Here is a 15,300-nt window from a genome sequence, read left to right as displayed (position 1 = left end):
TTTCTTATCCTCTTCTTTGCCTTGCGTCAGTCGCACGTTTAAGCGCTTGACCAACATTATTTATACTCAACATCAGTACTAAAATTAGTAATGATGCGGGTAACCAAATCCACCATCTAAATTCCAACGTTTGCGGGTTTCTTGCGTAACTCACAAGCGTTCCAAGACTCGGTGTACTTTCTGGGAAACCAAATCCTAAAAAGGACAGACCAGATTCTAAACCAATATTTGCCGCTAAGTTCAAGGTCATTGTCACAATAATAATAGAACTTAAATTTGGTAATACTTGTGTAAACATAATTTTAAAATGTGAGGAACCAAGTGTCTTGGAAGCCTGAACATAGTCCAGTTCCCTTTCCTGTAAAGCCTTCGAACGTATAATCCTGGCTTTCCCCATCCATAAAAAGGCTGTCATAATCAAGGAGAACGACAAAATCGAATACTTCGGCATAACAGATACAAATACAATAACAATCATTAAGAACGGTAAAATCATGAAAAAGTCTACTGTTCGCATTATAATATTGTCAATTTTCCCACCAAAATAACCGGCGACCAATCCAAGGAAAATTCCAATGATACCTGTCATGACTGTTACAAGAATACCAATCGACAGTGAATTTCTTGTCCCTATAATCAGTTGTCCGAAAACATCTCGTCCACCATGATCCGTCCCCAGCCAAAATTGCTCGGATGGCGGCTTATGAATAGAGAACAAATCGACCCTAACAATCTCACTTTGATCTAAAAATAGTGATATACCATAGACAAACGCTACAATCAGTATAAGAAAAATTAATGACACTAAGGCCAATTTATCGCGGACGATTTCACGCCAAATAATGTACCAACCAGACGGACTTCTCTCATCACTCTGGGCATTATCGGGTAATTGAGCAACTTTCATTTCCAACCTTAATCACCTCAAAGTCTATCGAGTTCTTATTTTATGCGAATGCGTGGGTCCACAATACTTAATATAATATCTGACAGCAATGCACCTACAATGGCAGCTACTCCAAATATGATAACTACGGCGGTTACTACACTAAAGTCACGTAATGTAATAGATTCTAAGAATAGTCGGCCCATCCCTGGATAACCAAAGATACTTTCAATAAAGACTGTTCCACCAATTAGTCCCGTAATTTCATAGCCAAAGAAAGCAGCAATCGGCAACAAGGAGTTCCGTAAAATATGGTGGTTATAGACCCGTGATTCAGATGCGCCCTTCGCCCTTGCCGTCACAACAAATTCCTTCTGTTTTGTATCAATAATTTCACTGCGTAAATACTGAACGGTCGAAACTGTTGCAATCAGTGCCATTGACAAGGAAGGTAGCATTAGATGCTGAATCTTACTGACAACATATTCGAATGTCCCTGGTGTCAGACCTGGCTTTACACTCCCTCCTGTAGGGAACCAACCAAGGTTAAAACCAAATATCCAGAGCATCACTAATGCAAATATAAATAACGGAGCAGCAAATCCTAAGTACGTATAACCAGTTATTAAACGGTCACCCCACGTATCGTTAAAACGACCACTTGTAATCCCAAGAGGAATCGCAATCAGATACGTTAAGAATAACGTCATTAGAGACAACCAAAATGTATTGGCCATTCGTTGAGCGATTAGTTCAGTAACTGGCATTTTAAAACGAAATGATTGTCCAAAATCGCCTACCATAACTCCTTTAATCCAATCCACATACTGAACATACCAAGGATTATTTATCCCTAATTTTTCGCGCATGGCTTCCATCGCTTCTTGCGGAATAGCCGGGTCGATTAAACCACTTAACGCATCTCCAGGCATCATTTTTGCCATGATAAAGACCAAAATACTTAGCAACGCGATTTGTGGAATCATAATTCCAATTCGACGTACAGTGAATTTCCACATAATTATTCACCCTCTCCCAGGCAGAGCCACTAAATGTGTGTCCGATACTGGCTGTAAATTATAGGCTAAGCCCAAGTCATCGAAATAGTCGTTATAGGACTGCTCATACTCTTGTTTTACTTGTTGGCGGAATTGTGATTGTTGCTCACGTTTCCGAGGGTCAATATCAGGAATTGCCGCGACAAGCCGTTTAGAATAAATATGCTGAGGATTGTTAAAGATATCATCTGGTGTTCCTTCCTCAACATAACGTCCCTTATACATAATGCCAATGCGGTCACACATATGCCTAATGATTCCAAGGTCATGACTAATGAATAGATATGTTAGTCCTAGCTCCTTCTGAATCTCCTGCATAAAATTCAAGACCTGCGCCTGAACAGATACGTCAAGAGCCGACACAGGCTCGTCCGCAATAATTAGTTTTGGTTTCAAAGCAATTGCTCGTGCAATACCAATTCGTTGACGCTGCCCACCCGAGAATTCGTGCGGATATTTATGGATACTTTCAGGACTCAATCCAACAAGCTCCAATAGCTCTTGAACACGCTTTCTCTCTTCACCTTTTGATAGGCTTTCATAGTTACGAAGCGGCTCGGAGACAATATCAAATACTCGCTTTTTGGGATTCAATGTAGAATAAGGATCTTGGAAAATCATCTGGATATCACGACGTGCATCCATTTTTGAACGGCGTAAATTTGTAATATCTTGCCCCTCAAAAAGAACCTGACCCGAAGTAATTTTATTTAACCCGATGATTGCCCGCCCAGTCGTTGTTTTCCCAGACCCCGATTCACCAACAAGTCCATAGGTTTTTCCTTTTTCAATGGCAAACGACACACCATCAACTGCCCGAACGTGATCGACAGTTCTGCCAAGTATGCCCCCCTGAATAGGGAAATGGACTTTTAAATCTTTGACTTCAAGAAACGACATGGTGCTGATCCTCCTTGCTTTTTTCAGGGAAGCTAAAATGCTGATAACAAGTACAGCGTACAAAGTGCCCAGGACTTACCTCGTGTAAGACTGGATTTTTTTCATGCGCTGAGCTATCTATCCACGGAATTCTTGGACTAAATCGACAACCTTCACGCTCTAGCTTTTGCAGTGATGGAACAATCCCCTCAATGACATGGAGTTCAGATTGGACTTCACTAGCATGGGGAACTGAATTTAGCAATGACCGCGTATAAGGATGCAGCGGATTTTCGAATAATGTATAGACGTCTGCAAGTTCAACAATTTGCCCTGCATACATCACCGCTACCCGGTCGGCCATCTCAGCAACAACAGCTAAATCATGCGTAATCAAGATAATTCCTGCTTGGCTATCCTCTTTTAACTCTTTCAATAAATCGAGGATTTGCGATTGAATGGTTACGTCCAATGCCGTCGTTGGCTCATCTGCAATGAGTAACTCGGGTTCATTGGCCATCGCCATTGCGATGACAACCCGTTGTCGCATCCCACCCGATAATTCATGAGGGAACTGGTCATACGTCAATTCCGGACGCACAATCCCAACCTTGTTTAGCAGGTCAAGAACTCGCTTTTTTCGATCTTGTTTCGAAAGCTTCGTATTGTGAATATAAATAATTTCACCAATTTGGTCACCGATAATCATTAATGGATTCAACGCAGAAAGTGAATCTTGAAAAATCATGCCCATTTCCTTACCACGCAATTCATTCAACTTAGTGGGTGAAATATTGGCAATGTTATGATTTTTAAAATGAATATTACCTTCTACCTTTGCTTTGCTGTGTAGACCCATTATCGAAAAAGCCAATGCGCTCTTCCCACAACCCGACTCTCCAACGATGGCCAACAACTCATTTTTTTCAACCGTCAATGATACGCCATCGACTGCAGCATAGTAGTCATCTTTAATCCGAAATGATGTGCGGAGATTCTCAATTTTCAATACTGGGTTTGCCAAGACGACTTCCTCCTTGCGTTATTCAAACTCACAATCTGTCAATATTAAATTTTCTGATTAAATCACTTGCCCCAATATACTATACAATTACAAAGTTGACAATACTATTTTTCTAGAATATCAAATCCTTCAAATATTTCATATATGACAAACAAGTTACAAACGTTGCTATGAAAGCGTTTCATAAACCGTAATATTTAAAATCTATTTCGAAAAATAAATTAAATTTTTCTTTCAAAACACAAAAAAGACTCTTTCCGATTTGGATAAAGTCTTTTTTTCAAAATAAATATTAAGTATTCGCCGAGTTCGCTGCTGACGATGCCGCCATGGCCGCAATTGTCGCAGCCATCACAGCCTGCTGCGCTTGCAAAATCAATTCCACAGATGTTGCGAGACTGATATTTGCTTCCTCTACATCCTCTGTTAATTCATGCATACTGTAGCCAAGACCGATTGATAAAGCCATCTCCCTGTTCCATTTAAAAGGCTTAGATGCCTCCAATACGTGCGTCAATTCAACAATCTTTTTCAACTCCGCATCCCCAATTCCAAATACAGTCAGAAAACCAATCATTGGATAATGAACAGGTCGCACTTTGGTCTCTCGCTTGAAATGAGTAAGCACTTCCGTCGCTCTAGCTACAAGACTTGGATTGAATTCAATATGCACATACGTCATGACCTGGGACAACCATTGCAATTCATTACCCGAACGGAATCCCTCTGTGCGTAACGCATCGTAATATGTACGCATTGACTTAGCATGTTCAACTGGATCAGCGCCTCTTTTTCCAAGCAACACCGCATAAGCGTAATCATCGTCAGACGTTAGGAAGAAATGTTGTTTTTTCATAGCGTCATACAGCCTCTTCGCCTGCCGCGCTTCATTTTCATACAGCTCTTGATCGTTTGTCATGAGAAGTGCCGCCAAATACGAATGGATTGTATTGCGGAAACCGACTCCTTTTAGAACTTGCTGCTTCGCAAACAAACGATCTACTTCCTCGTCTATCACAGTTCCGGGTTGGTTGAGAAATGCTGCCATCATAGGAAGGAGATTGCCGCGTAGCGGAGAAAGCCAGCCCGTCCTACTTTTTAACGCATCCATCGACCTGTTTAAACTAACCGCATCAAATTCGCGCTCGGATGTAACATAATACGATGTAATTGTCAGCACGACGGTCTTATCCACCGCCCACCCCGCCAATGATTTCACTTTGTCATATGTCGTTTCGACTTCCCGTCTTATCACATTCGTATCCAATCCGACCAACTCCTTTAATATATGTACGGTTCATAAAGGAAAAAAGTTTCAATTTGCCTCGGCAGAAGCTCAAATATCCTGCCGAGGCAAATTGAGCCTCCGGCGGATATTACAAATTTTGAAGGGAATTAATTGCGTAAGCGCAATTCAAAATTTGGACGCAATTAAGTCGAGGCATAATTGTTTTGCATCAGCAGAAGCTCAATTCCTCCCTGTCGAAAAGTATTGACTTGTCGAACCTAGTGACAATTGCTATGCTACACATACTTTAAAGAATTGGGTGATTCAAAATGAGCGAACTTAACACTATTCGGCACACACATACATTTCAATCTACGAACACATTACAACAGCAACTTCACACACTTGGGATCAAGACCGGTGACAATATCATCGTTCATTCATCCCTCAGGTCGATGGGTTGGATTGCAGGAGGGACACAAGCCGTTGTCGAAGCACTTATGGAAACAGTCACTCGTACCGGGACGATTGTTATGCCGGCACAATCCGCGGATAATTCGGATCCGTCTTACTGGAGACTTCCACCTGTACCCGAGGAATGGCACGAATCCATTCGCCAATCTCTGCCTGCCTATAATCCACACCTCACAAATCTGCGGGGTATGGGGAAAATCGCCGAATGTTTCCACCGGCATCCCGAAACGATTCGAAGTGATCATCCCGCCCACTCCTTTATAGCGTGGGGTCAACATGCGGAAAACTGGATGGATAAGCATTCCCTATATGACTCATTTGGCATGACTTCGCCACTTGGAAAAATGTTGGGGGCAGATGTGAAAATTGTGATGATTGGTGTCGATTATGATACGTGCACAGCTCTTCATCTAGCCGAATATCTTGCACCAGGACTAACAACTTCTTCAGATGGTGCTGCTATGTTACAAAATGGCAAACGAGTTTGGGCAACTTACGAAATGGCTTATCTTGACTCTGACATGTTCCCAGAACTCGTCAAGGCATTCGAAAAAATAAATCCCGATTTAGGCATCCATGGCTTATTAGGACAAGCCACTTGTAAAATCATGCCGATGAAACCCCTTATCGATTTCGGATCAGGCTGGATTACGAAGAAAAGAATGGCGGAAGCTATGCTTGAAGATCAAAATAGAAACTAAGCTACGTCGGAGGGCGAACTCGAACACCTTTTTCAGAAACCGGGACACTGTGGACGAAAACTCGGATACCTTTTTCCGAAACCGGGACACCGCGGATGAAAACTCGGATACCTTTTTCCGAAACTGGGACACCCTGGACGGAAACTCGGATACCTTTTCATAAAACTAAACTACCCCAACAATAAAACGCCTCTCCGCATGTGTGGAGAGGCATTTTATTTCAACTATAAACTTCTTTCTCCGCCGCCTTCACCAATGCCGCCACCATCGGCAAATCCCCACGATGAAATGCGTCCACAATTGCACTACCTACAATCACACCATCGGCAAAAGCGCCAATCGATTGTACCTGTTCAGGCGTCGAAATTCCAAATCCAGCAAGCACTGGGACTGGACTAACTGCCTTGAGTCCCTCCAAATGCGCTTGCAGTTCATCACCAAAACCATCGCGCACACCCGTAATTCCATTCACTGTTACCGCGTAAATAAAGCCTTCTCCTGCTGCCGTAATTTTCTGTATCCGTTCCGGCGGACTTGTTAACGATACGAGCTGAATAAGTGCAATTTCAGAATCAGCCAGTGCATCCCGCAGCAAATCATTTTCCTCAAGCGGCAAATCTGGAACAATCAGACCACGAACCCCACTGTCACCGCAATCCTTAACAAATTCAGGGATGCCATAGCTTAAAATCGGATTCAAATAGCTCATGATGACTAACGGAACTGTCACTTCATCGATAAACAAAGTAAGTTCTTTCAACACCTTGCGAAGCGTTACCCCAGAGCTGAGTGCCCGTTCTCCCGCTTCCTGAATGACCGGGCCATCCGCCACTGGATCCGAAAAGGGAATGCCAAGTTCAATCGCCGTCACGCCTGCTTCCTGAAGGAATAAAATCTGCTCCTTCAACGCCGTCATCCCACCATCTCCCGCCATAATATATGGGACAAATGCTTTATTGCCACGTTCAACACAAGCATTGATGGCATCTGATAGAATCTTTTTCGTCATTTCACTCCACCTCCCAAAGCATCTCGCACCGTTTGAACATCTTTATCACCACGACCAGATAAGCAAATTACAAGAACTTCCTCCTCACTCATCTGACCTGCCAATTCAACTGCATACTGCACGGCATGTGCGCTTTCCAATGCTGGAATGATACCTTCCAATTTCGCTAACAGCTGCAAACCTTCCAATGCTCCTGCATCTGTCACCGCTGTATACTTGACGCGACCAATATCATGCAAATGGCAATGCTCTGGTCCAACAGCTGGATAATCAAGCCCTGCGGAAATCGAATGTGCTTCCTGTATAAATCCATCCGCGTCTTGCAGTACATACATATACGCTCCGTGCAAAACACCTTCTTTACCATCCGAAATGGCAGCCGCGTGCAGTCCCGTTCCCAATCCACTTCCTGCCGCTTCCACTCCGTACAACGCTACTTCTTCATCGTCCAAAAATGGATGGAACATACCAATCGCATTGCTCCCGCCACCAATGCACGCCACTATTGCATCTGGCAGACGCCCTGTTTTCTCCACGATTTGTTTTCTCGTTTCCACACCAATCACACGCTGGAAATCACGCACAATTTTCGGGAATGGGTGTGGACCGAGGGCTGAACCCAAAATGTAATGTGTATCTTCCACATTAGCTACCCAGTAACGCAGTGCTTCATTAACGGCATCCTTAAGTGTTCCACCACCTTTATCAACCGAAACGACTGTCGCGCCAAGCAATTCCATGCGAAAAACGTTCAATTCCTGTCTACGAATATCTTCTTCTCCCATAAAAATTACACATTCAAGGTCAAACAGTGCACAGACAGTCGCCGTCGCCACACCATGCTGCCCCGCTCCTGTTTCTGCTACAATCTTCTTTTTGCCCATGCGGACTGCAAGCAATGCCTGCCCAATCGTATTATTAATTTTATGGGCACCTGTATGATTCAGGTCTTCCCGTTTCAAATAGATTTTCGCGCCACCTGCCTGCTTCGACAGTCTCTCCGCGAAATAAAGCGGTGTCTCACGCCCTACAAAATCTGTTAAATAATGATTCACTTCATCCATGAAAGCTGGATCTACGATTGCCTCGTCATACGCTTGCTCCAATTCTAGCAATGCCGTCATTAATGTTTCCGGCACAAATTGCCCACCAAATTTCCCATACCGCCCCGTCTTCAATTCCTTTACCATCACAATCGCCCCTCATCCCTAACCGCTTGAATAAATGCACGAATCAAGTGGCTATCTTTTCGCTTCAATTTTTCCACACCACTCGACACATCTACCATATGGGGCTTCACACGTCGAATCGCTTCACCAACATTTTCTGTATTCAATCCACCTGCAAGAATAACCCGATCAGCCTGTATGCCAACGTTATTCATCAGTGCCCAATCGAAGGTCATGCCACTGCCACCTTTAAAATCTGTTCCAGGTGTATCAAACAAAAAATAATCCGCCTCATATTGAGTTGCACTCTTCACATCTTCATCACTGCGAACTGATAACACTTTAATGGAAGGAAGTCCGATTTTTTTAATGAATTCTGCACTTTCATCTCCATGAAATTGGATAATATCGAGCGGTACTTGCCGATATGTTTCCTCAATTTCCTCAGCCGAAGCATCAACGAACACACCAATTTTTAGAACCCCGGATGGGATATCCCGCGCCAACTTCTGCGCTTCCTCAATCGTCACGCGTCGCCGACTCGGAGCAAATACGAAACCAATCGCATCTGCTCCTGCATCGACAGCCACTTTGACATGCTCCTGCTCCATCAATCCGCAAATTTTCACTTTCGTCATCGAACCACCCCTTGTGTAGCCACTTGTAATGATTGGATCGCCTCAGCAACTGAGTCGCTACGCATTAATGATTCACCAACAAGCACTGCACTAGCACCTGCTTTAGCTACGCGCAGCGCGTCTTCTGCTTGCCAAATACCACTTTCACTAATGAGAACGCGCTCTTCATGGAACGGAAACAGCGCTGCAATTTCTTCTGTACGCTGCAAATCTACCTCAAATGTACGGAGATCTCGATTATTGACACCAATCAGCTTGGCATCTAGCGCAAGCGCGCGTTTCAGCTCCGCCTCGTCATGCACCTCCACCAGTACTTCCAGACCTGCTGCCACTGCATATGCATAAAGGGCGGACAACTCTTCGTCTGTGAGTGCCGCAACAATCAACAAAATCACCGAGGCACCCGCATTCTTTGCCCTGTCAATTTGCACACTATGAATCATAAAGTCCTTGCATAACAGCGGAGTTGGAACAGCGTCTGCAACAGCCGCTAAATCATCAAACGAACCTTTAAAAAAGTGAGCATCCGTCAGCACTGAAATGCATGCAACACCTGCTTTGTCATAAATAACGGCCTGTGCAACAGGATCAGCCCCCTCCGCAATCAATCCCTTCGAAGGTGAGGCGCGCTTCATTTCCGCAATGACCTGCAAATGTTTTGATTGATATAATTTGTCGAATAAAGACGGGCGCGATGGCCGGTTCTCTTGTTGGACAGTTTGTTGTGTTAACAGCTGCTGCACTTCATGATGCTTTTGTTGTAAAATTTTATCTAAAATGGTCATTTTGCCACCGTCCTTTGTCCAATTTGTTCGCTATATGTCACGACTGCTTGTAATTTTTGTAATGCCCTGCCCGATAAAATACTTTCCGTCGCCTGTTTAACGCCTTCTTGTATCGTTCCAGCCTGCCCATTGGCAAATAGCCCAATGCCAGCATTGAACACAATCGTATCGAAATGTGGACCACGTTGCCCTTGAAAAACAGTACGGATAATAGCCGCATTTTCTTTAGCATCTCCACCACGAATCGCCGATGCAGGGGCAGACGTCAACCCAACATCTTCTGCTGTCAATGAAAATGGAATAAGATCACCTTTATCCAATAGGACGAAAATATTTTGCCCCGCAAGTGACGCCTCATCCATGCCACCTGCACCTGATACAACAATCGCACGTTCCCTGCCAAGCATCCGCAGAACCGTTGCATAATCCATCGTGAAGTCAGGACGATTAATACCTGTAAACTGTGTTTTTAATGGAATCGGGTTAGTCAAAGGTCCCACTAAATTGAAAATAGTTGGCTTACCTATTTGCTGTCGAATGGCACCAATTCGTTTCATTTTCGGATGAACCTGTGGTGCATGAAGAAAGGTGATACCTTCTTGACGGAGCAATTCAGCCGTTTCTTCCTTACTGAAATCAGAACGAATTCCTAGTTCTTCTAACACATCAGAACTCCCCGCTGCACTGGAAATTTTCCGGTTACCATGCTTGGCAACCAATGCACCTGCGCCTGCTAATACAAAGGCTGATGCTGTACTAATATTAAAGCTGTTCAAGCCATCCCCACCTGTTCCGCAGTTATCCATATAGACACCTTCAGGAACGGATAGTTGAACAGCGTGTGATTTCATAACAAATGCAAGTGCTGCCACTTCATGAGCTGTCTCTCCTTTACGTGACAACGCTACGAGGAAGTCAACAATATCCTGTGAATCCGTCTGTTCATCAAAAATTAGGTTCGCCGCTTCCAACATTTCCTCATACATCAAATGGTTCCCTAACTCTACTTTTCTCACAATCTCTCTCATCTCAATCTCTCCTCTGCTCTTCTCTGCTAAACGCATGATTTAGTTGACAACTTCCAACAACGAACGGGCCTTATTAACTGTTTCCATGTATTCTGCTGTCGGATCCGATGCTGCAACAATCCCTGCACCTGCCTGCACATATGCTTTGCCATCCCGCACAATCATCGTGCGAATCGTCAATGCAAAATCCATATTGCCATTAAAACCGATATACCCAATGGCCCCGCCATAAATGCCTCGATCCATTTGCTCCAATTCGTCAATCAATTCCATCGCCCGTATTTTCGGCGTTCCCGTTACTGTGCCTGCTGGTAAACATGTACTTAGTGCATCCAAGGAATGGAGCACGGGCGATAAAGTTCCTTCTACTTCCGATACTAAATGCATGACGTGCTCATAACGCACCACTTCCATATAGCTCGTAACAGCAACCGAATCGGCTACACATATTTTCTCCATATCATGGCGCCCCAGCTCCACCAGCATATCGTGTTCCGAAACTTCTTTTGGATCTGCCAGCAACTCTTTTTCAAGTGCCACATCTTCTGCCTTGTCTTGGCCTCGTCGCCGTGTCCCCGCAATCGGATTCGTCATCACTTTACCATTTGACACACGGACCAAGCTTTCTGGAGATGTCCCCACCACGACATGATCATCGAATTCCATATAATACATATAAGGGGATGGATTGCGCTTTCTAAGCTTGCGATACAATGAAAAAGGATCTCCCTTGAAATCCGCCACCATCCTTCTCGATAACACAACTTGCTCCACTTCACCATTTTCTATATAACCTTTCGCTTCACGCACTAACTCTTCAAACTGTTGTTGCGTTACCGAGCTTGTATAGTCAGAGATTTCAAAAGTAGAATCCTCCTTTTCCGGCCCCGCCAACATACTGTCTGCTAATGCATCCAAATCAGGCACACTTTGTACCTCATTAATTTCCGTGTGTAACAATGTCACTTCATTCAACACATGATCAAAAATAACGATTGTTTCATAGATATTGAAATTGACATCAGGGAACCCTAAATCCTCTTCTGTACGCTGGCCGCCATCCCGCGCCGCCCCATATCCAACATAACCAACTGCACCGCCTGTGAATGGAAAATCGATATCATCCGTAATCTGCGGCATCAAACGTTTCAACAGCACAAACAAATCGCCCTCATGGCTATACTTCTTCCCCGTCGCGTAAACATGCTCTTCAATCTTGCCGTCCCGTCCGCTATAGCATTTCAACGGATCCATCCCCATAAACGAATAACGTCCAGACCCCTCATGCTTCGAGGAGCTTTCCAGTAAAAACTTACGCTCCCCCTGCATCTTTCTAAAAATCAAAATCGGGGTAAGGGAATCACCATTAACCTTCTTCATCGTCGTCCGCAAACTCTTCTGTCCTGTACTCATCTCATCTCTCCTCATCTACTCTATTTAATTTTAATCAAATACGCCTTGGCGTATTTGCGTCCAGATTTTGAATTGAGCTTGCTCAATTAACTCCCCTCAAAATCTGTGACATCCGCAGGCCGACAGGATGTCGGTCATGCAACCTTTGCCACAGGATGTGGCGTTCTTTGGTTGCCCTCCTTTAATTTTTATTCAGCAGGCATTTGAACTTCTGCTGAATAAAAATAAAAAAGCCCTCTGCAAAAGGACATAAAAATCCAATTGCAGAGGACGGAATAAACCGCGTTGCCACCTCTAATTGAAGCATGATTGCTTCCACTTAGCGTGTCTAAATCAATAACGCCTTGGCCGAATTGCGTCCAGATTTTGAATTGAGAAGAGCTCAATTCAAAATCTGGGACATCCGCCGGAGGCTTTAACTTGCTTCAGCAAGTTAATAAGACACATCCCGTAACGCGGGATACACGTCTCCCTTGAAAAGTGACTCAAAGGAACTCTCATAAGCCCATTCACATCGGCTGCGAATCAGTTTTCACCATCCACTGACTCTCTTGGATCGCGCACCTATGCTACTCTTCTTATTCAACAATTTCTCAGCTATGCTCTTCTCATCTCGACTCATCTATCCGTGGGCGGCACCGCTATCGGTACCTTCTGCCCGTCTTTGAACAAAAAAGTTATTCTTATCGTAGTACATGAACACGCAATTGTCAACCTTTTCAGAATCCCCTATTTCAATTTGGAATATCAATGTTAAATTCCTCATACATAATCGTCTTTGGAAACTTATACGTTTTAATTTGCAAACCATTCTTCCCGCTCGTCTCAAATTCCTGTTTATAAGATTTCCCCTCAATGCGTTCTGCCAATACTCCGTCTTTTGACCATAAACTATTTCCTTCGGCATCCTCTAGCCCCAATGCATTTCTTGAAAGTACATTATCAATAATCTCATCCGTTTGAAGATCGTAATACATAACAATTTTATCTTGTTGATGAACCACCTTTGTCACAACAATCCTCCCAAACTCCCCTTGATCGACGACAAAAGGAACAGTTTGTTCATCCAAAGGTACAGTCACCGCTTCCCAGCCTTTTTCGGACACTGGTATGATGTAAGGAACAACCCTGACTTTCTTGCTTCCTTCTTTTAAAGGTGAATAAAGAAATTTTTGCTCCACAATTTCTTTTCCATTTTCAGTATCTCCACTCCCACTTCCACCTACCATATCCAATACATTTCCTGCGTCATCAATCACATAAAAGTCCAAAAAGAATGGATCGAGTTCAACATCACCTTCATCTCTTACTGTTCTCACCGTGAGATCGGTTCCAGCAGGGCCAAGTTTTAGAGAACGAATTTCAACGTCTATCCCTTCAATCGTTTTTACCAATCGCGGCTCAACCACTGTCACTTCATTCGATTGTTTCACCGGAAAATCGAATGCCCAGTTGCCAGGAATCACACCAATCGCGTCAATTCGTATGTTCATGTCAAATGCAATCGGTAACTCCTCAGTTGGCGTAATATTTATCGTCCCCTTATACTTTTGCGGTGTGATAAAATCTCCAGAATAACCAGAAGCAAAATTAATTTCTTTCCCATCCACTTCAATTGTAGGACGCTCAATCTCACCAATCGCAAACAGTGACTCTTGCGTGTAACCAATTGTAAAACGAGTACCATCATAAAAAACTTCATCAATCGTTATCGTAATTCCATTATCCTTTGAAGATTGGCCAACAACCTGCGTTAACCCCTTTTTTCCGGCAATCTTCAAGCCCTCATCCATCGAATCATTAAAAAAAGTACCGATAATCGGAATCGTAGATGCAATTTTAGCCATAGCAGGAGAAATACTCGCCGACCCTATAAACAATCCAAAACCTAATATTGCCGCACTTAGGAAATAAAAAGCTACTTTCTTCTTTGACTTTTTCGCTCGATTTTCATTCACCGTATTCGTAATAATAGCGGATAATTCTGTTGGAACTTCAATTCGATCCATTTCCTTTTTTAAATCTGGCCATTGATTATTATTCATTTGCACACTCCTCCTTCAATTTTTCTTTTAACAAGTTAACACCACGATGGATGTTTGTTTTCACTGTTCCCTCCGGACAGTCCAATGTATCAGCAATTTGCTTAAATGTATCAGCAATTTGCTTAACGGTGAAATCTTTGTAGAATCGAAGAATTAAAACCGTTTTATATTTTTCCTCCAATTCCATAACCGCCTGAAGTAAATCGTGATCTTCTTCATCGGGGTAATAGGGAACCATCTTTTCTTCCAACAGTTCCTTCTCCATTGGTATAATTCTTTTCCTTTTGTTTATAAGATTTATGGCTGTGTTTATAAGAATGCGTGATAGCCATGTTGAAAAATACCGTTCATCCTTAAGGTTTTTAATGGATACCAAAGCTTTATAAGTTGTTTCTTGAAAAACCTCCAATGCATCTGCCTTGTTTTTTGTATACATATAAGCCATTTTATAAAGTTTGTCTTTTTCTTCTTCCATTAACTCTTGAAACGCCTTATGATTTCCTTTTTTTGCACGTTGTACTTTTTTAATATGTGACAATCCGTTGTCCCTCCCTTCCTATCTGTTAGACAAACAACGTATGGAAAACGTTTCAAAACCATTAAAGATATGTTCTATCACGTCTGTTGATTAACCATTTAATTGTATAAATCACAGGTAAGTAAAGGCTCGAAAACCACCTTTTTCACTAAATCATTCCCGGTTCGCTTTCGGTGAAATAGTCAAGACATAATTACCAAGGAGGAATTGCAGTTCCTTCCTCCCCCGGGAGCAAGGATGGCTAGAAACGACTTCGTCATTTCTAGCTACCCTTTTCGGTCATCCTGTTATGAATAGTTGCCTGTCGCGTACCTACAACGTTCAAGTGAAAAATGCAGTTGCTTGGAAAGAAAAGAATAGATGACTTTTTCTATAAGGAGTAAGTGCCCGAAGATGCAATTTCGGGCACTCTTGCACTTTGTATA

14 protein-coding genes and 1 other annotated feature are annotated in these 15,300 nt (G+C 43.2%); of the genes, 1 reads left to right on the top strand and 13 read right to left on the bottom strand.

The genetic code is table 11. The annotated features are described in order from the left end of the window. Positions 1-4: 4 nt before the first annotated feature. The 5 genes from N1I80_RS00070 to N1I80_RS00050 form a co-directional block, all read right to left on the bottom strand. Entirely contained in the window at positions 5-907 is a 903-nt protein-coding gene (locus N1I80_RS00070) for an ABC transporter permease (RefSeq protein ID WP_340739930.1), read from the bottom strand. 35 nt (positions 908-942) lie between these two features. Then, positions 943-1,905, bottom strand: a complete 963-nt coding sequence (gene opp4B / locus N1I80_RS00065) for an oligopeptide ABC transporter permease (RefSeq protein WP_340735955.1) — start codon at positions 1,903-1,905, stop codon at positions 943-945. A 6-nt stretch (positions 1,906-1,911) separates the two neighbouring features. Beyond that, positions 1,912-2,844, bottom strand: coding sequence for an ABC transporter ATP-binding protein (locus tag N1I80_RS00060; protein WP_340735954.1), 933 nt, complete (start codon positions 2,842-2,844; stop codon positions 1,912-1,914). Then, positions 2,831-3,847: an ABC transporter ATP-binding protein gene (locus N1I80_RS00055; protein WP_340735953.1), complete on the bottom strand. Its 1,017-nt coding sequence runs from the start codon at positions 3,845-3,847 to the stop codon at positions 2,831-2,833. Before N1I80_RS00055 ends, N1I80_RS00060 begins: the two co-directional genes overlap by 14 nt. Before the next feature lie 292 nt (positions 3,848-4,139). After that, a complete protein-coding gene (locus N1I80_RS00050; protein WP_340735952.1) occupies positions 4,140-5,114 on the bottom strand; it encodes a DUF4003 family protein in 975 nt (324 codons plus the stop codon). Between the two features lie 290 nt (positions 5,115-5,404). Here N1I80_RS00050 and N1I80_RS00045 point away from each other — a divergent pair, with 290 nt between their 5' ends. Beyond that, a complete protein-coding gene (locus tag N1I80_RS00045) occupies positions 5,405-6,250 on the top strand; it encodes an aminoglycoside N(3)-acetyltransferase (protein WP_340735951.1) in 846 nt (281 codons plus the stop codon). Between the two features lie 220 nt (positions 6,251-6,470). Here N1I80_RS00045 and trpA read toward each other — a convergent pair whose 3' ends face one another. The 8 genes from trpA to N1I80_RS00005 form a co-directional block, all read right to left on the bottom strand. Next, the gene (gene trpA, locus N1I80_RS00040; RefSeq protein WP_340735950.1) at positions 6,471-7,259 is read right to left on the bottom strand and encodes a tryptophan synthase subunit alpha; all 789 of its coding nucleotides are present in this window, start codon (positions 7,257-7,259) and stop codon (positions 6,471-6,473) included. Then, entirely contained in the window at positions 7,256-8,449 is a 1,194-nt protein-coding gene (trpB, locus tag N1I80_RS00035; protein ID WP_340735949.1) for a tryptophan synthase subunit beta, read from the bottom strand. The genes trpA and trpB overlap by 4 nt, the downstream gene beginning before the upstream one ends. Then, a complete protein-coding gene (locus N1I80_RS00030) occupies positions 8,449-9,066 on the bottom strand; it encodes a phosphoribosylanthranilate isomerase (protein WP_340735948.1) in 618 nt (205 codons plus the stop codon). The genes trpB and N1I80_RS00030 overlap by 1 nt, the downstream gene beginning before the upstream one ends. Continuing rightward, complete coding sequence (gene trpC / locus N1I80_RS00025; protein ID WP_340735947.1) at positions 9,063-9,851, bottom strand: indole-3-glycerol phosphate synthase TrpC; 789 nt, start codon at positions 9,849-9,851, stop codon at positions 9,063-9,065. Before trpC ends, N1I80_RS00030 begins: the two co-directional genes overlap by 4 nt. Next, the gene (gene trpD, locus N1I80_RS00020; RefSeq protein WP_340735946.1) at positions 9,848-10,879 is read right to left on the bottom strand and encodes an anthranilate phosphoribosyltransferase; all 1,032 of its coding nucleotides are present in this window, start codon (positions 10,877-10,879) and stop codon (positions 9,848-9,850) included. The genes trpC and trpD overlap by 4 nt, the downstream gene beginning before the upstream one ends. 39 nt (positions 10,880-10,918) lie before the next feature. Further along, a complete protein-coding gene (trpE, locus tag N1I80_RS00015; protein WP_340735945.1) occupies positions 10,919-12,292 on the bottom strand; it encodes an anthranilate synthase component I in 1,374 nt (457 codons plus the stop codon). A gap of 263 nt (positions 12,293-12,555) precedes the next feature. Next, positions 12,556-12,887: a binding site (T-box leader), on the bottom strand. A 139-nt stretch (positions 12,888-13,026) separates the two neighbouring features. Then, positions 13,027-14,337 (bottom strand): DUF4179 domain-containing protein, encoded by a 1,311-nt coding sequence (locus N1I80_RS00010; protein WP_340735944.1) that lies wholly within the window; start codon positions 14,335-14,337, stop codon positions 13,027-13,029. Then, on the bottom strand, positions 14,330-14,875 hold the full coding sequence (locus N1I80_RS00005) for a sigma-70 family RNA polymerase sigma factor (protein ID WP_340735943.1): 546 nt from the start codon (positions 14,873-14,875) through the stop codon (positions 14,330-14,332). The genes N1I80_RS00010 and N1I80_RS00005 overlap by 8 nt, the downstream gene beginning before the upstream one ends. Positions 14,876-15,300 lie beyond the last annotated feature (425 nt).

The organism is Sporosarcina sp. FSL K6-3457 (genome assembly GCF_038007285.1).
In the GTDB taxonomy this organism is placed as follows: domain Bacteria; phylum Bacillota; class Bacilli; order Bacillales_A; family Planococcaceae; genus Sporosarcina.
Note: the sequence above shows the minus strand (reverse complement) of the source record. Positions and strands in the feature narration are given on the sequence as shown.